Origin of the sequence: Rugosibacter aromaticivorans (assembly GCF_000934545.1) — a bacterium.
In the GTDB taxonomy this organism is placed as follows: domain Bacteria; phylum Pseudomonadota; class Gammaproteobacteria; order Burkholderiales; family Rhodocyclaceae; genus Rugosibacter; species Rugosibacter aromaticivorans.
The window spans coordinates 1,050,740-1,071,086 of record NZ_CP010554.1; the positions used below are offsets into that span (position 1 = coordinate 1,050,740).

The 20,347-nt window shown below is 56.2% G+C and carries 25 protein-coding genes; 18 read left to right on the plus strand and 7 right to left on the minus strand.

Annotated elements, in window-relative coordinates; genetic code table 11:
- Positions 1-11 precede the first annotated feature (11 nt).
- A complete protein-coding gene (locus PG1C_RS05285; RefSeq protein ID WP_202636355.1) occupies positions 12-794 on the plus strand; it encodes a hypothetical protein in 783 nt (260 codons plus the stop codon).
- On the opposite strand, the gene PG1C_RS05290 is transcribed toward PG1C_RS05285, so the two are convergent.
- A complete protein-coding gene (locus PG1C_RS05290) occupies positions 791-1,132 on the minus strand; it encodes a DUF3024 domain-containing protein (RefSeq protein ID WP_202636356.1) in 342 nt (113 codons plus the stop codon). The genes PG1C_RS05285 and PG1C_RS05290 overlap by 4 nt on opposite strands.
- A 156-nt stretch (positions 1,133-1,288) precedes the next feature.
- Between PG1C_RS05290 and traW the strand changes: the two genes are divergently transcribed.
- From traW to PG1C_RS05335, 9 genes are all read left to right on the plus strand, one after another.
- Positions 1,289-1,912, plus strand: a complete 624-nt coding sequence (traW, locus tag PG1C_RS05295; RefSeq protein ID WP_202636357.1) for a type-F conjugative transfer system protein TraW — start codon at positions 1,289-1,291, stop codon at positions 1,910-1,912.
- Entirely contained in the window at positions 1,896-2,912 is a 1,017-nt protein-coding gene (gene traU / locus PG1C_RS05300; protein WP_202636358.1) for a conjugal transfer pilus assembly protein TraU, read from the plus strand. The genes traW and traU overlap by 17 nt, the downstream gene beginning before the upstream one ends.
- A gap of 4 nt (positions 2,913-2,916) precedes the next feature.
- Positions 2,917-3,618 (plus strand): type-F conjugative transfer system pilin assembly protein TrbC, encoded by a 702-nt coding sequence (gene trbC / locus PG1C_RS05305; RefSeq protein ID WP_202636359.1) that lies wholly within the window; start codon positions 2,917-2,919, stop codon positions 3,616-3,618.
- Between the two features lie 29 nt (positions 3,619-3,647).
- Positions 3,648-4,814, plus strand: a complete 1,167-nt coding sequence (locus tag PG1C_RS05310) for a hypothetical protein (RefSeq protein ID WP_202636360.1) — start codon at positions 3,648-3,650, stop codon at positions 4,812-4,814.
- Positions 4,814-6,895, plus strand: coding sequence for a conjugal transfer protein TraN (locus PG1C_RS05315; protein WP_202636361.1), 2,082 nt, complete (start codon positions 4,814-4,816; stop codon positions 6,893-6,895). Before PG1C_RS05310 ends, PG1C_RS05315 begins: the two co-directional genes overlap by 1 nt.
- Positions 6,896-6,918: 23 nt before the next feature.
- Entirely contained in the window at positions 6,919-7,308 is a 390-nt protein-coding gene (locus PG1C_RS05320) for a hypothetical protein (RefSeq protein WP_202636362.1), read from the plus strand.
- Positions 7,309-7,349: 41 nt separating this feature from the next.
- Entirely contained in the window at positions 7,350-7,640 is a 291-nt protein-coding gene (locus PG1C_RS05325; protein WP_202636363.1) for an HU family DNA-binding protein, read from the plus strand.
- Positions 7,641-7,766: 126 nt separating this feature from the next.
- Complete coding sequence (locus tag PG1C_RS05330) at positions 7,767-8,003, plus strand: helix-turn-helix domain-containing protein (protein WP_202636364.1); 237 nt, start codon at positions 7,767-7,769, stop codon at positions 8,001-8,003.
- Positions 8,000-9,358, plus strand: coding sequence for a HipA domain-containing protein (locus PG1C_RS05335; protein ID WP_202636365.1), 1,359 nt, complete (start codon positions 8,000-8,002; stop codon positions 9,356-9,358). The genes PG1C_RS05330 and PG1C_RS05335 overlap by 4 nt, the downstream gene beginning before the upstream one ends.
- 16 nt (positions 9,359-9,374) lie before the next feature.
- Here the strand turns inward: PG1C_RS05335 and PG1C_RS14990 are convergent, their stop codons facing one another.
- On the minus strand, positions 9,375-9,578 hold the full coding sequence (locus PG1C_RS14990) for a Lar family restriction alleviation protein (RefSeq protein WP_202636366.1): 204 nt from the start codon (positions 9,576-9,578) through the stop codon (positions 9,375-9,377).
- A gap of 89 nt (positions 9,579-9,667) precedes the next feature.
- The gene (locus tag PG1C_RS05345; protein WP_202636367.1) at positions 9,668-9,979 is read right to left on the minus strand and encodes a hypothetical protein; all 312 of its coding nucleotides are present in this window, start codon (positions 9,977-9,979) and stop codon (positions 9,668-9,670) included.
- Between the two features lie 276 nt (positions 9,980-10,255).
- Between PG1C_RS05345 and PG1C_RS05350 the strand changes: the two genes are divergently transcribed.
- The 8 genes from PG1C_RS05350 (at position 10,256) to PG1C_RS05385 (ending at position 15,525) form a co-directional block, all read left to right on the plus strand.
- Positions 10,256-11,170, plus strand: coding sequence for a 3'-5' exonuclease (locus PG1C_RS05350; RefSeq protein WP_284431795.1), 915 nt, complete (start codon positions 10,256-10,258; stop codon positions 11,168-11,170).
- Between the two features lie 94 nt (positions 11,171-11,264).
- Positions 11,265-11,933 carry an SHOCT domain-containing protein gene (locus PG1C_RS05355; protein ID WP_202636369.1) on the plus strand — a complete coding sequence of 223 codons (669 nt, stop codon included), beginning with the start codon at positions 11,265-11,267 and terminating at the stop codon, positions 11,931-11,933.
- 416 nt (positions 11,934-12,349) lie between these two features.
- Complete coding sequence (locus PG1C_RS05360) at positions 12,350-12,487, plus strand: hypothetical protein (RefSeq protein WP_202636370.1); 138 nt, start codon at positions 12,350-12,352, stop codon at positions 12,485-12,487.
- Between the two features lie 161 nt (positions 12,488-12,648).
- Positions 12,649-14,232 carry a Fic family protein gene (locus PG1C_RS05365; RefSeq protein ID WP_202636371.1) on the plus strand — a complete coding sequence of 528 codons (1,584 nt, stop codon included), beginning with the start codon at positions 12,649-12,651 and terminating at the stop codon, positions 14,230-14,232.
- A 62-nt stretch (positions 14,233-14,294) separates the two neighbouring features.
- Positions 14,295-14,513, plus strand: coding sequence for a hypothetical protein (locus PG1C_RS05370; protein WP_202636372.1), 219 nt, complete (start codon positions 14,295-14,297; stop codon positions 14,511-14,513).
- Positions 14,513-14,737: a hypothetical protein gene (locus PG1C_RS05375; RefSeq protein WP_202636373.1), complete on the plus strand. Its 225-nt coding sequence runs from the start codon at positions 14,513-14,515 to the stop codon at positions 14,735-14,737. The genes PG1C_RS05370 and PG1C_RS05375 overlap by 1 nt, the downstream gene beginning before the upstream one ends.
- Positions 14,738-14,819: 82 nt before the next feature.
- Positions 14,820-15,065, plus strand: a complete 246-nt coding sequence (locus PG1C_RS05380; protein WP_237218298.1) for a helix-turn-helix domain-containing protein — start codon at positions 14,820-14,822, stop codon at positions 15,063-15,065.
- Between the two features lie 193 nt (positions 15,066-15,258).
- Positions 15,259-15,525, plus strand: coding sequence for a hypothetical protein (locus PG1C_RS05385; RefSeq protein ID WP_202636374.1), 267 nt, complete (start codon positions 15,259-15,261; stop codon positions 15,523-15,525).
- Positions 15,526-15,582: 57 nt separating this feature from the next.
- Here the strand turns inward: PG1C_RS05385 and PG1C_RS05390 are convergent, their stop codons facing one another.
- The 4 genes from PG1C_RS05390 to PG1C_RS05405 all read right to left on the minus strand — a co-directional run bounded on the left by PG1C_RS05390 (position 15,583) and on the right by PG1C_RS05405 (position 19,657).
- On the minus strand, positions 15,583-17,694 hold the full coding sequence (locus PG1C_RS05390; RefSeq protein WP_202636375.1) for a TonB-dependent receptor: 2,112 nt from the start codon (positions 17,692-17,694) through the stop codon (positions 15,583-15,585).
- Between the two features lie 88 nt (positions 17,695-17,782).
- Complete coding sequence (locus tag PG1C_RS05395) at positions 17,783-18,205, minus strand: ExbD/TolR family protein (RefSeq protein WP_202636376.1); 423 nt, start codon at positions 18,203-18,205, stop codon at positions 17,783-17,785.
- Between the two features lie 10 nt (positions 18,206-18,215).
- On the minus strand, positions 18,216-19,001 hold the full coding sequence (locus PG1C_RS05400; RefSeq protein ID WP_202636377.1) for a MotA/TolQ/ExbB proton channel family protein: 786 nt from the start codon (positions 18,999-19,001) through the stop codon (positions 18,216-18,218).
- A gap of 2 nt (positions 19,002-19,003) precedes the next feature.
- Positions 19,004-19,657: an energy transducer TonB gene (locus PG1C_RS05405; protein ID WP_202636378.1), complete on the minus strand. Its 654-nt coding sequence runs from the start codon at positions 19,655-19,657 to the stop codon at positions 19,004-19,006.
- Positions 19,658-20,347: the final 690 nt, after the last annotated feature.

Below are 20,347 nucleotides of genomic sequence, written 5' to 3' on the forward strand. Positions count from 1 at the left end.
GCGATACGTTCGTGGAACGTGCGACGTGCGGGAATGCAGCATTGCGCAGCGTACTCATTTCAGAGGTACTGCAGCGGACCGGGCGTGCAGCCGTCCCCGCATTCCTCGAAAATGCCGACTTGAAGGTGTTCGCCCACGCGAAACTTGCGCCCATGGTGCAAGGGTTGTTCCCGCAGCGGGAACGCATGATCGTCCTCGAAAGGCTTGAGCGTTCTGTCGTCTTTCTCACGCCGGCGACAATAGCGAATATTCTCGAAAAAACGCCTTGGCTCAAGACAGCGTGGAATCTGGCAAATCTTTACCTCACAAGCTTTGATGCAAAACGGCTCTCCGACGATGCGCCAAATATTGTTGGCCTGAGCGAAGAGACGACCTGCTATGTTTCCGTCGAGTATTTTGATGCCAACAACCGCTTCGACGATTATGTGGTTCACGAGGCTGCCCACATTTTTCACAACTGCAAGCGAGAAACGCTCGGGCTGAACGCGACTCGTCATCGGGAGTGGCTGCTCGAGATTGATTTCGCCAAACGAGAAACGTTTGCCTATGCCTGCGAGGCTTACAGCCGAATTCTTGAGCTTGGCGAAACTCGTTCAACTCGAAACCGGCTTCTGTCAGAGCTTGCGGACGGGGCGATGCCGCCGGACGAGCGGGTACATGGTGCCGAGTATGTGGATATTCTGCGGGAGGCGGTTGCCGCCAGGAACGGCTGGAAATCCATCCGCGAGCGATGCTCTCCCTCCAGGTCACCCCGCCGCGAACAAGCGACCGAGAGTCGATCTACCCCGACTTAGCCCCAGAAAATTCCTGTCTGATCGGCATCCAGGGCCGCAAGCAGAGTGTCGAGGTCACGAGACGGCTTTGCTTGGTGATATCGATGCCACTTCGAGTTTCTGTCCGAGCAGAAAAGACCCCAGCTGCCACTATCTTCATACCGAAATTGAGCGATAGGAACGGTCGCCCACGTCCCCGGCTGTGAAAACGCAATACGTTCTTCATTGAGCGTCACGCTGTTTCCGCGAATGACGTAACTCAACCTCACCTGATCCCGTACATGGTGCGGAATTCTCTTCTCGCAGTAAGCTCCGAGTTTGATTTCAACCAACCGTTTGGTCAGTACTGGCAATGCCACCGATTGCTCCCTCCAAGGTCAGATGCGATGCTACCGCAGCATGTCCTGATTATTGAAGACGCATTGAAGCTGATGTGACTTGCGGTGCCGAAATGCGCCCGAAAAAGGCGCATTTCAAAAGCCATCGTCGCGACCGCGCGACCAGAATCGATCCTCATGTCGATTCATGCCCAACTCCTCGCCATGCTGCTTTTCAGCTTGATGCCTATCGCACACGCTGAAGAACTCGGTGTCGTCGGGCCGACCTACGATATTGCCGAAGCCGATCTGCTGGAAGTCATCCAGTCACGACTCGGTCGGATGGAAAAATCCGGCGAGCTTGCTAGGAAGCAAGGCGAATACCGCGATCGCGTCGTCGGTGCTATCGAGAAGCCAAAGCCTGTCCCCGGTCTTAAGGCGACAGCGGCCAAACGCACTTATTTCATCGACCCGACATTGACGCTGGATCGGGACATCCGTGGTGCAGATGGCGCGCTCCTGTTCGCGCGCGGACTGAAGGTGAATCCACTGGATCATGTATCTCTTCGCGAAAAGCTCGTCTTCTTCGATGGCAGGGATAGACGGCAGGTCTCCTTCGCCCGGCAGCTGTTGCGGAATCAAGATCGAGCAGTAAAGCCGATTTTGGTCGCCGGCGAGCCATTGAATCTCATGCGTGACTGGAAATGCCAGGTTTTCTATGACCAGGGCGGGACACTGGTTCGCCGCCTAGGCATTCATCAGGTGCCAGCCGTCGTGACTCAAGACGGGAAGAGGTTAAGGGTCGATGAAGTCCTTCCGTGAATTCGCGCTCATCCTCGTGCTCGCCATTGCCGCTGCAGGGGCATCGCTGCCAGCGTATGCAACGGCGACCTGTACCGGCCGGTTTGCGAACCCGATCACGGATATCTGCTGGAGTTGCATGCTCCCCATCCGGTTCGGTGGCCTTGACCTGGTATCCATGGGGCAGGAAGACACACCCAACCCTGGCGGCTCCCCAGTTTGCATGTGCCCGTCGCAATTGCGGGTGGGGTTCAAGGTCAGCTTCTGGGAACCGGTTCGCCGCGTGGATGTCGTGCGTCGGCCGTTTTGCATGACCAGTCTCGGCGGCGTTGAGCTGAACCCCGGGTTTGATGCGCCGCGAGGTTCGCGCTTCAGCCAGGATAGCACCTCGACATCATCCTTCTATCAGGTGCATTGGTATATCGACCCAATCATCTTCTGGCTGGAAGCCATCTTCGACAATGCCTGTCTGGAGCAGAGTTCCTTCGATGTGGCCTACCTCACCGAACTCGATCCAATGTGGCACGACGATGAACTGACGTTCATTTTCAATCCAGATGTCGCTTTGTTCGGCAATCTGCCGGCCCGTGCTGCCTGTGCTGCGGATTGTGTTGCGGCAACAGCGGGGTTCCCACTGAACACGTTGTTCTGGTGTGCGGGATGCCAAGGAAGCCTCTATCCACTTAACGGAAACGTGCAGGCACATATTGGCGGTGTCCAGGCATCCAGTCTGGAGATGACCCGCCTGATTGCGAAGATGCATCGTGGGGGGCTGATGTGGGCGGCATCCGGCGAGGACGGGCTCTGTGGCTATTACCCGCAGCCGATCATGGACAAGACCGGCTACAAGTACCAGATGCTGTACCCGATCCCGCAGACGGCGAAGATCGCTGGCAAATGTTGCCAGCCCCTGGGACGATCGACGGTCCTTTGGGGGGCAGGCAAGGAATACCCTTTTGAAGGCGAGGACTTCGCCTACATGGTTTTTCGAAAACGCAACTGCTGCCAAGGGGCCTTTTGAAACCATGAATCAATATCGATGCGGCGTACTCATCGCAGCTTCAATTGCGTGTTCAGTGTCGAGCATTGCATGGGCGCAGGCTGTGCTGCCAAGCGATGGCGACATGCGCGTGGCGCGGCAACGTATGGAGGATGCTCTTAAGGGGATGGGGCCGGCAAGAGTAGCGAATCCGTTGTCTGTGCCGAAAACTGACGCATTACCGAAGCCAGTAGCCAAGAGTCCGGACATTTCCCAGATCGCAGAGTCCTATCGCCATGCGTCTCCGCCCAGATCAGAAATGCCATCTGACATCCCTGAGCTGATGGTCTTCGTCTCGTTCTCGATGCCGAAGGAAGCGCTTGAGCGAATCGTCGCCCAATCGGAAAAGTCGGGCGCCGTCCTCGTCCTTCGCGGTCTCAAAGGCAACTCCCTGAGCCGAATGGGGGAGGAACTGGCCGCCCTGGTCGGGAAGAGAAATGTCACAGCCATTATTCATCCCCCAGCCTTCAAACAGTTCAAGGTGGCTCAAGTACCGGCGTTGGTAATCGCCCGGTCCGGGCAAGCGACCAAGATTGGTGAGGACGGATGCGCTGCTCCGGCAAGCTATATCAAGGTTGATGGCGACGTTGGTCAGGACTACGCCCTTGATCTCATTGAACGCCAAGCACCGAACTGGGCAGAAGCGGCAAGGCGCTATGCCGCAAGATTGGCTGGGGCTCGTCCGTGAGGTGCCTATTTGTCTGGTGCATGGTTTTCATGGCGACCGCGACCAACGCGGTAGCACAGGGCTACGACGCAGGTACGGCATTCACTGAGGGCAGGGCGCTTGGATCAGGCTCGATCAATGGTGCCTTTCAGGGCATCGGTAGCGGGAATGCCGCGCCCATGGTTCCAGGTTACGGTCAGAGCGCCACGCAAACTCAGTTGTTCCAAGGCGGGCAGGGTCAGCTATCTGGACCCGGTGTCACCAAGGTTACGGACTGCGCTAGCCAAGTGCCGGATGCCGACGCCTATCGGCGGCAGGAGTGTGATGCAGTGAATTTTGTGGCACGCAACCCGAGCGTGCGGCCGGCCTTTTCAATTGACCGTGCTACCGATCCGCTGATCAGTCGTGCCAATTCCATCGCCAGCAACCCAACCTTGCAGGTCACTGGCGTCAATATCGGGTCGAGTACGGAGCAATGCCGTGTGGTGACGGAAACCACGCCGGCCACTTTTTCGACAGAGGTCTGTACCGAGTACCGGCCCGTGAGCAGTAATTTCTGTTCGACTGCCCGCCAGATCGCCGTCGATCAACATCATCTGTACCAATGTGTCGAGCAGATGCAAACGCTCAGCGATGCCACCTGCTACATCGGTCGGCAGATTGCGGTGAACACCAGCTACAACTATCAATGCAACCAGACGGTGCAGGGATATGAAACGTTGAGCTGTCGGCGTGGAGTGTCGGCGACAGTCGGGTTTGGCCAATGCACGCCCGGCGCCTGGCTGGGAAGGGCCGCGTTCATGGATTGCAGCTGGTGCGTAGACCCGTACATGGCCATGAATATCTTCTGCGGAAGCGATGGCCGGTCGTACGTGGTGGAACCTTACCGATCCTACGATGGTGTGAATCGCTACGACTACAACTGGATTGGCTATCCATGGGACGGGAGTTACGGCCGGTTCCCGGTTGCGGTGGCTCCAGGGCAGTCGGTTACCGACTATTACGTCAGCAACCTCGGGTTCGGCTGCAATCTCTATGTGTATTTCAGCGTCAGCTGCAGCTCAACGACCTGTACGCCTTCGATGCGCAATGTCAGTTCCGGATGCAATTCCTCAGGAGGAACTGGTACTGGGGCGCCACTCCAATTGCCGATGTCAAAAACCGTCAGCAGTTGGACATCCAATGAGTGCGCCACTCTGCAGCAGCGGGCACAGTAATGAGGGCACTGACGTTTGTAGCTCTTCTTCTCATGGCTTTCGTGGGCCAGGCGATTGCCGGCGATTGTCGACTGGAAAGCTCGATCTGCGTTGATAGCACACCAAGCAAGACAATATCTGGTGTTGTCGTGACATTGGCCGACGTAGGCGGCTGTTGGGAGCTCCAGGATAACTACACCTGCATCAAACCCGATTCGATTGATTACTGTTCGGCACTGACAGCGGCTGGCTGTGGACAAACCAGCTCGACCTGTAGCGATACCGCCTTCAATGGGACCTGCAATACGTACACGAAGACATTTAGGTGTGGCTCCAGCCAAGGAACCCCCACCAACACGGTCCGCTTGGATAACACCTACACGCTGGCGACGGATACCGCGAATACGAGCCAGTGCAGCAGCTATGTTCAAAATTCCCGCTGTCGCCTGGCTGCGCATACCTGTGTCGATTCGACGCCATGCAAGGCCGATCCCAGCGGGGCGACGGTGTGTCTGGCCGGTGTGACGCCGCCAGCGGGTGGACTCAACTCTACGGCTACATGCTGGCGCTATCAGGATGACTATTCCTGCATTGCCGAGAATCACATCGACTATTGCGCGGCCATCAAAGCAACAGAAGGGTGTGCGCTGGTCAGTTCGACCTGCGACAGCACGGCATTCGACGGGTCATGCAACCAATATACCCGACGGTATCAATGCACCAACGTTACGGCCTCGACGAGCACCCCGACGGTGGTTGAGCTGAATACGTCCTACACCATCACGTCGAACACACTGGATACCAGTCAGTGCTCCTCATTCGCGCAAAGCACCAATTGCGTCCACGCAGCGACGACCTGTACCGATAGCACGCCCTGCAAAACGATCAATGGGCTACAGGTCTGCTTGACTACCGTATCCCCTTTGCCGGCTGGGGCACAAAGCTCGGGAGATTCCTGTTGGGTTCGTTCTGAGGATTACACCTGTGCTGGTACGACGCTGACCAACGATTGCCAGGAGTTGATTGATCGGGGGTGTACGCAGGTCTCATCCCAATGTATTGACCAGTTGGCCTCCGGGGCTTGTGACATGAGCGAAAGAACCTATTCATGCCAGACGTCACCGGCATCTCAGACCCAGCGTACGGTATGCGATCAGCGATCATTTTGCCAAAGTGGAACCGGATGCTTCGACACCAGTAATCCAGCCGATCAGGATTTCGGGAAGGCCATGGCGTCGATGGAGGCAGCACGCGAAGCAGGCGTCTACGGTGCCGATCAGCGACTGTTTAAGGGCGTTGGGGAACAGTGCCGTAAGAAGCTCTTTGGCCTGGTGAATTGTTGCAAGAAGGGCGGGGGCGGTGCTGCCAGAAGCAACAATGTACTGATGTCGGCAACCATCCAGGGAGCCTTTGCCGGCGGGCAACTGGCGGTGAATGCCGGCAGCAAGTACATGTTCGACTTCATGTACCCCCAATACACGAGCTATATCGAGGCTGGCGCCCAAGCCATGATCTCCTCGGAGGTGCTTTTTACTCCAACCAATTTCCAGCCATCCTTCAGCTTCTACGGATTGACGTTCTCGACCGGGACGGTGACCAGCGGTCTGCTGGGCGGACCAATCTACTCGCTCGGATCGCTAGGGAGCTTCAATTTCTACTTCGATCCATATTCATTGGCAGCGGCCGTCGCCTTGCAACTCCTGTCCGAGTTGCTCTCTTGCGAACAATCGGAACAGTTGCTGGCAATGCATAGGGACGCCAATCTTTGCGTCCATGTGGGTTCATTCTGCTCGGCACGGATCCCGATTCTTCGGACTTGCATCGAGCAAACCGAGTCCTATTGCTGCTTCAACTCGCGTCTGGCCAGGATCATTAATGAACAGGGCAGGGGACAGATCGGGAAAGGCTGGGGGAGCGCTGAAAGCCCGGACTGTTCTGGATTCACAACATCCGAGTTTGAGCAGCTCGATTTTTCCCGGATCGATATGAGCGAGTTCATCCAGGAAATTGCCTCCAGTGTGCGTGTTCCCAGCGCCTCGTCCATGGGGCAGAACGTCCAAAGCACTGTCCAGCAACGCGTCAACAGCTATTACAACCGATGAATCGACCTCCGAACGTACTTACGATGGCGCTCTGTTTTTTTGCTTTGCTGGGAAGCAAGGATATCCTTGCTGCCGATCTTAAGCAGCATTTGATTGCTGCAATCGATGCGCCCAATGGTCGGTCCGGCGGGGATCTGAGCGGGCCAATGGCTGATTTTTTCAAGGCACAGACTCGTTCCTCCAACCCCGTGAAGGTTCAAGTCAGAACGTTGTCGAAATTTGCTGAAGCGGGTTGTGCTCGCTTGGAGGCGACCTTGATGCAAGATGCGGTACCGACTCAGGATGGGAAGCGTATTCCGTTTGCCATCCGCTACGAACTCAATCTGTGCCGTAACGGGCAGCCGCCGACCGAGGGGATTGACCTCGACGCGGCATCACGAGCACTTTCGCGTGAGGCACCACGTCAAAGATGAGAAAATGCAACTTTCATTAATCACCAACAGGGAGTAACACGATGAACAAATCCGAGCTGATCGAAGCGCTGGCCACCAAAGCTGATCTGTCTAAGGCTGCCGCTGGTCGTGCCGTGGATGTTCTGGTCGAAGAAATTGTGACCGCTGTCGCCAAGGGGGATTCGGTGACTCTGGTGGGCTTTGGTACCTTCAAGTCGGCAGCTCGCGCGGCTCGCGAAGGCAAGAACCCGAAAACCGGCGAGAAACTCAAGATCGCAGCAACGACGGTACCGAAGTTCTCTGCGGGCGCCACCTTCAAACAGGAAGTTGCCGCCCAAGCCAAAAAGAAGTAAGCGGTCAGGGTTGTACCGTCACTAAGCCAGATCCAGCAGCAACAATCAACGATCGGTTAGTTTTCCTTGCATTGAGGGCTAATACAAGGCAAAATTCAACGATCGTTTATCATTATCGGAGGGGCTATGGCAAACAGGGAAGTTGGTATCTCCTCTGTCGTCGAGCTTGGGGAGATTCTTCGGGCTGTCCGCAAGGAATCTGGACTGACTCAACGCGATGCCGCTGCGCTATGCAACGTCAGTTTGCCATTTCTTAACGGTCTGGAGCAAGGGAAACCGACAGCCCAGATCGGAAAAGTACTGTCCGTCTGCAGCCGGTTCGGTATTGACGTCAGGTTGAGATTGCCGGGTGAAACGACATGAGCGCTTTGATTGTCTCGGCCAACGGTACCCCGGTCGGAACCATAGAAATCGAAAATGGGCGGTGGAAGTTCAGCTACGCGACCGAGTGGAAGGATTATGCGTTATCGCCCAATTTTCCGATTGCCACCCGAAAATTTGAAGACACTACAGACGCCAAGCCGGTTGAATGGTTCTTCGAGAACCTGTTGCCCGAAGGCCGACTGCGAGACCTGATCGCCTTCCGGGACAGAATCGATCCCCGAGACACCTGGGCGCTTCTGATTCGACACGGACAGGACACTGCGGGAGCTCTTTCGCTGATCCCCGAAGGGTTTGATGTGGCGCCAGAGGAGATTTTGGTCCCACTCGCGAGAGAGGCACTACAGGAAAAGATTGAGGCATCCAGAGCGCGCAATCTCCCTCTGATGGCGTCATGGGAAGAAATCCGCATGTCTCTGGCTGGTGCCCAGGAAAAACTGGGGCTGCGTATCGACGCCCATGGTGCGATGTTCCTGCCTGAAGGTTCGGCGCCATCGACCCATATCGTCAAACCAGAGAACGCCAGCGCGGACTTCCCTCACTGCCCGGCCAACGAATTTTTCTGCATGCGCCTGGCCCATGAGCTGAAGGTTCCGGTGCCTGCGGTTGGTTTGCTGCATCTCCCTGAGCCACTATATGTCATCGAACGATTTGACCGGGTGCCATTGGAACAGAGCGCGGAGAAGGTTGCTGGGACGACGTTCGGGCGGCTCCATCAGATAGACCTATGCCAGGCGCTGGGTGTGGCACCTTCAAAGAAATACGAGAGTGAGGGCGGCTTGGGGTTGCATCACTTGTTTGGGGTTCTTCGAGGCACGTTCATCGATCGTCCAATCGTGGCTGCCAATGCAGTTGTCCAGTGGGTCGCCTTTAACTATCTGATCGGCAACCTGGACGCGCACGCCAAGAACATTGCTTTCCTGATGCGGGGACAGAAAGCTGCTGTGGCCCCGTTTTACGACATGCTCTGCGTGGAGGCCTACCTGCCAAGGCAGACCATGTCCATGGCCATCGCCGGTGAGAACAAGCCCGGCTGGGTGGAGGGGCCGCATTGGGATGCGATGGCCTATGAGGCCGGCGTGGCGCCAAGGCTGGTTCGTGGCATCTTGTCGCGGATGAGTGCGGACTTGCCGGAAGCCATCTCCAGAATCATCGGAGACGAACGGCTGTTGCCGGTCGAGCGAGATTTTCTGAGAGAGAAAGTGCTGCCCGTCATTGAAGAGCGACGAGGGTTCGTCGCCGATGCAATCAAGTCCCGACAATCGACGATTGGAGAACTGCTGACCCGGAAGGAATTCGATCCGTCAGTAGCGGAACGTCTGGCCAAGCTTTCCTGATTTTTCTCGGGAGGTATCAGGCGGCGGTCGCAACGGATTGCGAATGGATAGGTGCCTGTAGATGGCGCCTATTCCATGCAGTAACAGATAAAGTCTCTGTTCGACCGATAGGCCCGGTCGCATGACAGTCCATGCACTCAACCATCCATCCGTTGATATCTACTTCGCTGGATCCCACATGCTGACTTCCGCAAAATGGGCACGATTCGAGAATGACCATGGCTCCTCCTGTTGTTTGTCATTAGTATATTGGAATGTTGCAGATATCCAGCGGCCGTAGGTGAATTACGAGCGCATCGGGATGTACGGTCAGGTATGGTTGTTTTGAATCTCCAACTTTTCCGCACGCCCATTTGTCCGTGCCACTCTCTTGGAGAGCGGGTTCTTCTCCATCATTCGCTGGCGAAGGCGATCAAGATAGGATGCCAAGTCGGTGATATGAACATACCGACGCCGGTCCCGAAGAACAGTCGGAATTGGAAAGACGCCCTTGCTGATCTGATTGTGGGCGGTCCTGAGATTGATGCCGATTTCTTGCGCCGCGGCAGATAGTGGGAGCAACAGTCCGCTGTGACGGCGAGTGAGAAGGGCGAGGCTATCTTCATGGGGTGCGGTATGCATTTAATGTTCCTTCGGAGTCATGAATTCATCGTAGCGTCACCACGAAATGGGGTGCGGTTGAAATGCATCCTCCAAGTTCGTATTTCGAGTGGAATGAAATACGGCATCGGTAGCAGGATCGTAGGGCTGCGTGAGATGGCAATCAGCACGCTCAAGCTCGCGTAGTGAGCTTTGGGTCTGTCATAGTGACGAAAGAGGGGTCAATCTGACGGCCAATCGAGCACTCGATTCACCCGGAAAATATGGGCGTCGGAAGAACGAAAGAAAAAGGGAGCGGTGAATATGGAAGTTTCAGAAATTGAGCTGCTGGCAAGGCAAGTTGAAGCGCATCCCGACTATCGGGTATTACGCCGGCTGTCTCCACGGCAGGTATTTGGTGAGAATTCAAGTGGGGCAGCATCGAGAGCAATTATTCTCGACACAGAAACGACAGGGACAGATCCATCTGCGCACGAAGTTATCGAACTGGGCATGGTTGCGTTCGACTTTGATCCGTCGACAGGCAAGGCGATCCGGGTGGTTGAAGTCTACGATGCGCTGGAACAGCCATCTGTACCTATTCCTCCTGACACGACAAGGATCCATGGCATCACTGACGAGATGGTCGCCGGTAGGCGAATCGATGACCAGAAGGTGGAGGAAATGCTTTTTGGGGCGTCCCTTGTTATCGCGCATAACGCTCAGTTTGATCGTCAGTTCTTGGAGAAGCGGCTTCCCATATTCCAGTCGGTGCCCTGGGGGTGCTCACTGAAAGATGTTCCTTGGGCGGAAGAAGGTTATGGTTCAGCCAAGCTGGACTACATACTCAACTGCATGGGATTTTTCCACGAAGCCCATCGCGCCGAGGCCGACTGCCTGGCTTTGTTGGAAGTTCTTCAGTTTCCCCTGCCAGTCAGTGGCATCACTGGCTTAAAGCACCTGCTTTCTGGGCAGCAAAATCCCAGTTATCGGGTGTGGGCCAGGAACAGTCCATTCGATAACAAGGACCGTCTCAAAGCGCGGGGCTATCGATGGGAAGCCAACGAGAAATGTTGGTTCCTGGAGACGACTGAAAGCACACTACAAAGCGATCTGGCGGCTCTTAAGCAGGATGGTTACAACGGGAAGCCGGCAAAGATTGATATCGAGAAGCTGGATTCCCGAGTTCGGTTCTCTAGTCGAGGAGGGGAAAAAACAACTCGCGTGATTTAGCGTCTATTTGGTGAGGCTCACGTGGTGAGCTTTGTGCATTCTATGCTGGGTTCATCTCCGACACTTGATCGGAGCATAACCAAGGAGAATCCAGATGCAAATCACCACCAATGCTCAACGCGGCCAGACCCAATTTCCAAAGGCGCCCTCGTCATGGGTTTGCTTGTCATTCGTGGTGGCTGTCAGCTTGCTTTCAAGCGGTTGCGCTTCCGTTACTGGCTCACCGAATCAAAATGTGTCGGTTCAAGCTCGCGAACAGTCGGGCACAGAAGTAAAGGGGGCGAATTGCGAGCTTACCAACAATAAAGGGAAGTGGTTTGTAACGACACCCGGATCGGTTGGAATCCACCGTTCCAATGATGATCTCCAAGTGCTTTGCACCAAGGATGGTATCGAGCCAGGGCGAGCGGCGGTTGTGTCTGAGACGAAGGGATCGATGTTCGGCAACATTATCCTCGGTGGCGGGATCGGCGCCATCATCGACCACAATAACGGATCGGCCTACGAGTATCCGGCTTTCATTCAGGTGATCATGGGAGTGTTTTCCAAGTTGGAGACTCCCAAGCCTTCTCCCGGCGCCGACACGCAACCTGCAGGGAATGCACAAATTCCGGTGGGCTCCGTTGCATCCGCGTCTGCATCTGCGAGTCCCAAAGGCACGGAAGATCAACTACGAGATTTGAAGCGACTCAAGGAAAGCGGTCTCATTGACCAGGACGTGTATTTGGAACGTCAGCGCCGTGTACTGGAAGGGAATCTCTAGGTTGGCGATACGCAGGTCAGCCTCGGCTGCGGTAACAACCAAAGTCGACAACTTGTTGTAGTAGCGTAGCAAAGAGTGGCGGTTGACGGTATCAGAAGGGCATGTTCTGGGCTGATACCGTCATCGGGATCAACAGAGTCGCGTAGCATTCGGCCTGCTGAAAATTGACAGACGAGCCAATAGTAGTTAATAGTAAGCAAAAGGTTGTTTTTTTAGGATCGCCCGGAAACCCGCATGAACACTAAGCATTCATCTGATGACGGTATCGCTGACGGTATTCTTGTGTGCTTGCCGGCGGGAACCCAGTATCCACGCGGGTTCTACGGTTCGGTTGATAATTGAGTGGGAGTGACAGGGACTATTGACGTTTATTAAGGACTATTGAAAACCGTCGAAAAATCAATCATCAACGAGAAATGCGTCGATTGATTTTTAAGGAAATTCCGGCCCAGCGTTCTTCTGCTGACGGTATCCGTGACGGTATTGAGGAAAGGTCAACAAGCGCCAAAGCTGATACCGTCAACCAAATTTTCGGGCTGACGGTATCAGTGTAAGGGTAGTCGTCAGGAACCACCGCCGGTGGCATCTGTTTCGCTCGTCAAAACATGTGGATTTCAAAACGGAAGACTAGAGAATTGATGTATCGTAATAGTAGAGCTACAATGAAACACTATTCTAGTTGAACGGCAGGTAATATCTGCCAGTTTTTAAATCAATGGCTACTCCCAACGAAAAGCTGGCGGCTTCTCTCAACGTCCTGAAGAACATTCAGGATCGCGGCATCTTCGCCATCGAAGTGGCGGCTCATCCCGAGCTGACCCGGACGCATCGCGAACGGCTGGTCAGAGCCGGTTTCCTGCGACATGTCATTGGAGGTTGGTACCTCTCAAGTAATCCGACAGAGGATGCCGGCGATTCCACGACGTGGTACGCCCACATGGAATCCTTTGTTGCAGCTTACGCCAATGCCAGATTCGGGGCGCAATGGCAGGTTACGCCAGAGTTGTCGCTGCTCAAGCACAGCGGGGACACCGGGGTAAGCAAACAGATTCAACTCCATGCGCCGCAAGCCAACAATCAGGTTGTCAATCTACCGCATGGCTGTTCCGTTTTCCTCTATCGTGTGCAGGCGGATGCTCTGTCGCAGTCAACCAATGAGACTGAAAATGGACTGCGTTTGCTGCCGCTCGAAGAAGCCCTGATCAAGGCTGGGCCGGGTTTTTGCACTCGGCACCCTCTGGCGGCGCGGATCGTTTTTCGGTGTCTGGATGTCACCGTGCTCACGCGCTTGTTGCTCGAAGGTGGAAACAGCGTCGTAGCCGGTCGCTTGGCGGGCGGCCTGATGGCTGTTGGCAGGGCGGATGACGCCCAACAACTGGTGGCTGCAATGCGGGCGGCGGACTACAAGGTTTTCCCGAAGAATCCATTTGGCGAGCAACCGGTCGAGATCGAGGGAAACCGTAACGAATCCCCCTACGTGCAGCGTATCCGGGCGATGTGGATGAGCATGCGCGAAACGGTCATCGCCCGATTCGATGCGGTGATGCGCCACGAATTTGCCGATGTCCAGCGACTCATTCAGGACATCGAGGCACGGTACGCAGCGGACGCTTATCATTCCCTCTCGATTGAAGGCTACCGCGTCACCGATGAACTCATTCAACGGGTCAAGGAGGGTGACGGGAATCCTTTGGCAAGTCCTCAGGATCAGACTGCCCGGGATGCGATGGCGGCCAAAGGGTATTTCGAGGCCCACAAACGTGTGATCCAACTGATTCGGGAGGCGCTGACCAGTGGTCTGCATCCCGGGGAACTCCTGAAGAAAAACTTTGCTCAGTGGCATCTCGCGCTGTTTTCACCAAGCGTTACGGCCGGCATTCTCAAACCCGCCGATCTTGCAGGCTATCGTAACAGCCAAGTATTCATCCGCAATGCCTTGCATGTTCCACTGGCCCCGACGGCGGTGCGTGACTGCATGCCTGTGTTGTTTGAATTGATCGCCAGCGAGGAGCACGCCGGTATTCGTGCTGTACTGGGGCATTTTTTCTTCGTCTTCATCCATCCCTACATGGACGGCAATGGACGTCTGGGCAGATTTCTAATGAATTATCTGTTGGTGACGGGGGGCTATGTCTGGACCATCGTTACCGTAGAGAGCCGAAGCGAATATCTGGCCGCGCTGGAGCAGGCCAGCACTTATGGCAACATCGAACCGTTTGCCGACCTCATTGTTCGTTTGGTCGTCGAACAGACGGTGAGACCCGTTGAGCGAAGGAGCCAGCGCGAAGCCAATGACTGAATCGGATGCATTGGCAGCGCTGCAAAAAGAGAATGCGCGCTTGCTTACTCTTCTGGAGGCCAATGGCATCGAATGGCGCCTGGCGCCCGAACTTTCGTCAGGCTGCGGTCACCAAGGGTCGCAATCGCGACACGGCCTGGTATGCCACCATAGAAAAAGAGTGGCCGGCCCTGAATGAGGCATTTCTGACTGGGCTGTCTCCTGAAAACTTTGATGCAGCAGGAGCACAGCGTGTTGCGCTGTCCAGACTGACTGAACCAATACTCGTCAGCCGGGGGTAATGCCAAAATATCCTTGGCAGGCATTGGTGCAGGTTGGCGCTCAGTTGGTTTCCGCCCTCGGTGCGGCCAACAATCCCGCTGCTCCGGCGCATCCATGGATCGAGCGAGACCCCAGCACCGGAGCGCAAAGCCTCAAAGTGCCATTGCCGCCACCGGAAACGGCGGGACGAATTGCCGATGTGCTTTCAATGTTGGCGAACACCTTGCGAGGCCGGCGCCCATGACTGCCGAGGGGATGGATCAACGATCGTTGATTATTGGCAGGAAGAGTGAGTTTTTTTGGCCAAGAATAAATGATCGTTTATCATGATGCCCATGAAAGAGCGAATCGTGACGATCCATTCAGCCGATGAATTGGGCGCTACACTCAGGATGCTTCGTAAGGAATCTGGCCTGACGCAGCGAGATGCAGCTGGTTTGTGTAACGTCAGTCTTCCGTTCTTGAACCAGGTGGAGCAGGGCAAGGCTACAGCCCGAATTGGCAAGGTACTCGATGTCTGCCAGCGGTTTGGGATCGAGGTTGTTTTCAAGCTGCCGGGCTTGAAGTTATGACTTCAGCTATCCTCATGTACTTGCAGCATTTATTTGCGTGTTGGCGGTATCGGAGTGGGGTGTTTTTGGCCGATACCGTCATCTGGATCGGTCGAGCCATGCAACAATTGAGTCTGTCGAAAATTGACAGGCGAGCCAATAGTAGTTAATAGTAAGCAAAAGGTTGTTTTTTCAGGATCGCCCGGAAACCCGCATGAACACTAAGCATTCATCTGATGACGGTATCGCTGACGGTATTCTTGTGTGCCCGCCGGCGGGAACCCAGTATCCACACGGGTTCTACGGTTCGGTTGATAATCGAGTGGGAGTGACAGAGTCCGGACTATCGACGGGAAAAGTCGGCGCTGGCAGGACGGCGCCGAGCGCGACAGAGCATGCTCAGCGCGCGGCCAGGCAGTGGTGGCCGATGTCGCTGAGCCGGGCGCAGCCGGTAGTCACGCACTCGTTCCACTGCGGCTGACGCGGCCGCCGGAGTTGGCAGGAGCGCCAGCAGTTCGCCAGCGCTGCGAGGCCTGTATCAGAAGTTGGTGTTCACCGTCAGGCGGGCACTGCGTGGCGCGCCCGGGCTGATGTTGTTGTTGCCGTCGGCAGTTGGGAAGTACTTCTTGTCGAACAGGTTCTCGATGTTCAGCGCGAGCCGCGTCTTGCCGTCGGCAAAGACGTAGTAAATCGCGCCGTCGGCACGGGCGAAGGCGGGCAGTTGGACCACGTTGTCGGCGTTGGTGAATGACGAACCCTGGTAGATGACGCCCAGGCCGGCGCCCCAGCCGTTGCTGACGTTGAAGCGGTTCCACACCGATAGCATGTTCTGCGGCACGAGTTGGGGGCGGTGGCCCAGGTTGCCGGCAGCGGCGGTGGCCTTGGTAATGCGGCTGTCGAGATTGGCGTAGCCGGCATAGACCTGCCAGTTGTGCGTGATATCGCCCTGCAGCCCGACTTCGACGCCCTGGGTCCGCTGCTGGCCGGTCAGGACCAGACCACCGGCGCCGTCGGAATTGCGCACGTTGTCGCGATCGAGGCGAAAGAGTGCCGTCGAGAGGGTCAGGTTGGCAGCCAGGTCCCAGCGCGCGCCGAGCTCATAGTTCCTCGCCTTTTCCGGACCCAGGCCGGCGGTATTCGCCGCCAGGTTCAGGACTTCTGCCGAGGGCAGGAAAGAATAGCTGTAGCTCGCGTAGTAGGTCGACACCGCGTTGGGCGACCAGATCAGGCCTGCACGCGGGCTGAACTCGTTGTCGGTGCGGGCGAGGTCAATCGCCGGCGTCGTCGTCCGCCGGTCGTCGAAGGTGGTCTTGAAATGGTCGTAGCGCAGGCCGGCGAGCAGCTTCCATTCCTTGGACAACGCGATCTGGTCCTGAAGGTACAGCGCGACAATGTCGGCCTTGACGTTGTTGTCGGCGTCGGTGCCGTTCGGGCGGAAACTGGTCGCCGTGGCGAAGGGTGCGCTGGTGGGCACGGTCGTCAAGGTCGATGCACCGAAGAAGCCGGTGTTACGCTTGTTGGTGCTGTCCTGGTGCCCCAGCTCGAGCCCGGCGAGCAGGATGTGTTCGAAGCCGCCGGCATTGAGCTTGGTCGTCAGGTCGGTCTGGTTGAAGATGTTGGTGCGCTGGTTGGCGTTGTTGTAGGCCGCCAGCTTGAGGTTGCTGGCGATGACCGAGCTGGTGTTGGCATTGTCGGCATAGACGTTCTGGTAGAACTTGTCGTAATGCGTGACGCGGAAGCTGTTTTTTAGCTGCACGCCGCCGAAATCGTGGTCGAGGATGGCGTAGAGACCATCTACCATCGATCGCGCATCGCTCTGGTCCGCGTTTCCGAAGAAGGTGCCAGGGTCGCCATTGATCGGCTTGCCGTTTTTGGACGGTACTCCGCGGTCTGCGGTGCGCTCGTCGCGCAGATGCTCGAAGCCGATGGTGAGCGAGGTCATGGCGCCGGGTACCAGGGTCACCGTCGGGTTTACGGCGTAGCGCTTCATGTCGAAGCCCTGGCGGAAGCTGTTGCCATTTTCGGCCATGGCATTCAGGCGCCAGGCGGCTGTATCGTTGATCTTGCCGCCGAGGTCGACCGTGCCGCGCAACTGGCTATGGCTGCCAAGGCTGACCGAGGCTTCGCCGACATGGCCGAAGACCGGCTTCTTGGTCACGCGATTGAGCACGCCGCCGGCGCCGCCGCGGCCGAAGATCATGCCGCCTGTGCCCTTGAGCACTTCGACGCGCTCGAGGTTGTAGAGGTCGCGAAATACCTGCGCGTCATCGCGAATGCCGTCGACGTAGAGATCAGCCGAGGTGCTGATGCCGCGCAGGATGAACTGGTCACGGTTGCCTTCGCCCTGGTGGGCGGTGGCCCCGGGGACGTAGCGGATGACGTCGGCCAGGTTCTGCATGGCCTGGTCCTTCATCAGTTCGGCGGGAACTACGCTGACCGAGGCAGGGACTTCCTTGAGTGGTGTGTCAGTCTTGGTGAAGGTGGCCGAGCGCGTGGCGCAGTAGCCGGCGACGGGACCGTCGGCGCGTTCAGTCTGGTCCTGGACGTTGACCTGCGGCAGGGTGGCGTCGGCGGCGTGGGTCAGGCCGGCGGCACCGAAGGTGGTGATGACGGCAATGGCGACGGGTTTGATGCGGGTGTGGAATGACATGCTTGCGACTCCTCTGAGGGTTGTGGCTGGCCGGGAGAAATCGCCTGGCTTGCCGGGGGGTGAAATTGTTTGCGGGTAGCGTTGTTGATTAATTGGTATTGCTTGGCTCGGTAACGAAGCCGATGCGGGTCAGCCCGGCGCGCGCCGAGGTTGACATAACGGCGGCGACTTTTTCATAGGGCGTGGTGCGTTCTGCTCGCAAATGCAATTCTGGTTGTGGCGTGAGCGTCGCGGCGGTCTGCAGTTTGCTGGTCAGTGCATCAACGGTGACTGCGTCACCGTTCCAATACACTTGCCCGGCGCTGTCAATGGCAACTTGGACATTATCGGGTTTGGTCAAAGTTGGAGCGGAGGATGCTCTAGGCAGGTCAATCTTGACCGAATGCGTCAACAGCGGTGCAGTGATGATAAAGATCACTAATAGCACCAGCATGATGTCGATTAGCGGAATCATGTTGATCTCGACGAGGGGTTCGTCGCCGTCGTTCTCGGAAAGGGAGCCGAAAGTCATATGTCTCTCCTTACGCGGCGGCGTGTGTGTGAGTCGCGTCAGTGTTGGCCACTACGCGAGCAATAATGCGTTCCGACATGGTTGCTACATCGCCGCTGTGGGGTGTAGTCTTGAGGCCGGTGACGAGGAATGTGAACAGGTCGTGGGCGAAGGAGTTGAGTTCGGCCAGCGTGTTGCGGTTGGCGCGGGCGAAGGCGTTGTAGGCAACGGCAGCGGGAATGGCGACGGCCAGGCCGATGGCGGTCATGATCAGCGCCTCGCCGACCGGACCGGCGACTTTATCAAGCGTTCCCTGACCACTCATGCCGATTGTCAGTAATGCATGATAAATACCCCAAACGGTGCCGAACAGGCCGACGAAGGGCGCCGAGGAGGCGACGGTGGCGATAAAAGTCTGGCCGTATTCCATATTCGCTTTGTTTTGCGCGATCCCGCGCTTGAGCGATCGGGTAAGAAACTCGTCGGGTGTACCGGCGTCGATTAATCCGCGGGTCTTTTGGCCGTCGCGTGCGCCCTTGTGTTGCTCGATGGCGGTGAAAGCGTGATGTACCAAGTGTGAAAATGGCTCGGTGACGCCAGTTTGGCGTAGCTGATGGGCGATGGTAGCGAGGCTATCTGTTTTCCAGAAGGACTTGAGAAAAGCATTGCTTTTGCGCTGGGTGATGATGAGGCGTACGCCTTTTGTGACAATCAGGTACCAGGTGCCCATTGACATGAGCGCCATTAGCACAAGGATGAATCGTGCAATACCATCGCTATTGACGAGAAAGTGGGCGAAGCCCAGTGAGTTTTCCATGGTTAGCCTTTCAGTGAAAAAACAATTGGAATAAGAACAGTGGCGGCAATGGCTTCGTTACCGCGCCGTGCCGGTACAAATTTCCAGTGCTGCACAGTTTCCAGTGCCGAGTTGTCGAGGCGTGCGAAGCCGCTACTGATGTGAAGTTGAACGTCGTTCGCCAAGCCGTCAGCACCGACCCGAACGCGCAACACGACGCGGCCCTGTTCGCCAACGCGACGGGAGAGCGGCGGATAGGTTGGCTTCGGGTTGTCAAGGTAGTCGGCATCGAAGCGCGGCTGAGTCGGCATCGATGCTGGTGGCGCATCAATCGGAGGAGTGGATGCCACAAAAGTCTGCGCTGGTGGAACGGCGACTGATGCTGCGACGGGCGCTTCGCTGGGGACTACGAGTTGGGCCGGTTGTTGTATCGGTACCTGCTTACGTGCCACGGGTTTTGGGTGCGGTGGCACGATCCCAGGTTCTGGCTTGGCCGCTTCGGCCGGTGACAGCAGGCTAACACTGAGTACAGCAGGTTCGGTCGGTAGGCTGACCGTTTTTATCCGCAACAAACCAAACACGACGAGCGCGTGCGTCGCGAGCACGACAATCATACCGAGACGAGAAATGTCCTGCGGCGATGACTCTGAAAAATGATTCAGGGACAGGGCTCGCATAGCTCAAACCAGAACGACGGTTGTGGCTAGAACCTGCCATGCTTTGGTTTCACTGAAGCAGGCTCGTGTCTTGCCGTGAGATCTTATTGGTTTCATCTGGTAATCTATCGCTTATAGAATAAGAATCATTCTCATTCTATAAGCGAATCATTCTCATATGCAAGATATTTTTACTTGCATTTCTTCCAGGTTCTCTAATCGCTTGTCAGCTAATTTGGATCAACACGCATTAACTCCGCGGGTATGTGGGGATTAATACGTGCTGGCCGACCAGTGGGTGGGAGTGATGCAGCAGGCTGTCAAGGATAGTCTGATCAGCGTGGAAAATTGATCAGACTACACAGCGCAGAGGAACTTCTGTTGGCGATGATGCCAACATCGACAAGGCCTAACACCATGGGAAACTAACATGGCACAACACTGTAGAAAATTCCTTTCCTCCGTATATGCCGTGGTGAATCAATGGAAGAACAAGACACGACACTAAAAATATTTTCTGGGGAACTGGCTATGACATGGTACAAGACTATCGACACCAGCCCATGATTTCTTGCTGTCAATCTGGAATGGCAGTTCCTTCGAGTGCTTTCGAGCACACCCTGAATGACTTGGTCGGTCACGGGATCGATTTGAAGGGATTTGGCGTCCATTAAAAGCTGAAACTCAATCCGGTTGGGGCTAGCTTGATCT

Coding starts and splice junctions, on each gene's coding strand:
- PG1C_RS05310 (WP_202636360.1), top strand. CDS start 3,648: ATGGCGACCGCGACCAACGCGGTAGCACAGGGCTACGACGCAGGTACG.
- PG1C_RS14990 (WP_202636366.1), bottom strand. CDS start 9,578: ATGGTCATTCTCGAATCGTGCCCATTTTGCGGAAGTCAGCATGTGGGA.
- PG1C_RS05390 (WP_202636375.1), bottom strand. CDS start 17,694: ATGTCATTCCACACCCGCATCAAACCCGTCGCCATTGCCGTCATCACC.
- PG1C_RS05365 (WP_202636371.1), top strand. CDS start 12,649: ATGGCTACTCCCAACGAAAAGCTGGCGGCTTCTCTCAACGTCCTGAAG.
- PG1C_RS05405 (WP_202636378.1), bottom strand. CDS start 19,657: ATGCGAGCCCTGTCCCTGAATCATTTTTCAGAGTCATCGCCGCAGGAC.
- PG1C_RS05385 (WP_202636374.1), top strand. CDS start 15,259: ATGAACACTAAGCATTCATCTGATGACGGTATCGCTGACGGTATTCTT.
- PG1C_RS05370 (WP_202636372.1), top strand. CDS start 14,295: ATGGCATCGAATGGCGCCTGGCGCCCGAACTTTCGTCAGGCTGCGGTC.
- trbC (WP_202636359.1), top strand. CDS start 2,917: ATGAATCAATATCGATGCGGCGTACTCATCGCAGCTTCAATTGCGTGT.
- PG1C_RS05375 (WP_202636373.1), top strand. CDS start 14,513: ATGCCAAAATATCCTTGGCAGGCATTGGTGCAGGTTGGCGCTCAGTTG.
- PG1C_RS05335 (WP_202636365.1), top strand. CDS start 8,000: ATGAGCGCTTTGATTGTCTCGGCCAACGGTACCCCGGTCGGAACCATA.
- PG1C_RS05400 (WP_202636377.1), bottom strand. CDS start 19,001: ATGGAAAACTCACTGGGCTTCGCCCACTTTCTCGTCAATAGCGATGGT.
- traU (WP_202636358.1), top strand. CDS start 1,896: ATGAAGTCCTTCCGTGAATTCGCGCTCATCCTCGTGCTCGCCATTGCC.
- PG1C_RS05320 (WP_202636362.1), top strand. CDS start 6,919: ATGGCGCTCTGTTTTTTTGCTTTGCTGGGAAGCAAGGATATCCTTGCT.
- PG1C_RS05355 (WP_202636369.1), top strand. CDS start 11,265: ATGCAAATCACCACCAATGCTCAACGCGGCCAGACCCAATTTCCAAAG.
- PG1C_RS05360 (WP_202636370.1), top strand. CDS start 12,350: ATGCGTCGATTGATTTTTAAGGAAATTCCGGCCCAGCGTTCTTCTGCT.
- PG1C_RS05345 (WP_202636367.1), bottom strand. CDS start 9,979: ATGCATACCGCACCCCATGAAGATAGCCTCGCCCTTCTCACTCGCCGT.
- PG1C_RS05325 (WP_202636363.1), top strand. CDS start 7,350: ATGAACAAATCCGAGCTGATCGAAGCGCTGGCCACCAAAGCTGATCTG.
- traW (WP_202636357.1), top strand. CDS start 1,289: ATGTCGATTCATGCCCAACTCCTCGCCATGCTGCTTTTCAGCTTGATG.
- PG1C_RS05315 (WP_202636361.1), top strand. CDS start 4,814: ATGAGGGCACTGACGTTTGTAGCTCTTCTTCTCATGGCTTTCGTGGGC.
- PG1C_RS05380 (WP_237218298.1), top strand. CDS start 14,820: ATGATGCCCATGAAAGAGCGAATCGTGACGATCCATTCAGCCGATGAA.
- PG1C_RS05330 (WP_202636364.1), top strand. CDS start 7,767: ATGGCAAACAGGGAAGTTGGTATCTCCTCTGTCGTCGAGCTTGGGGAG.
- PG1C_RS05395 (WP_202636376.1), bottom strand. CDS start 18,205: ATGACTTTCGGCTCCCTTTCCGAGAACGACGGCGACGAACCCCTCGTC.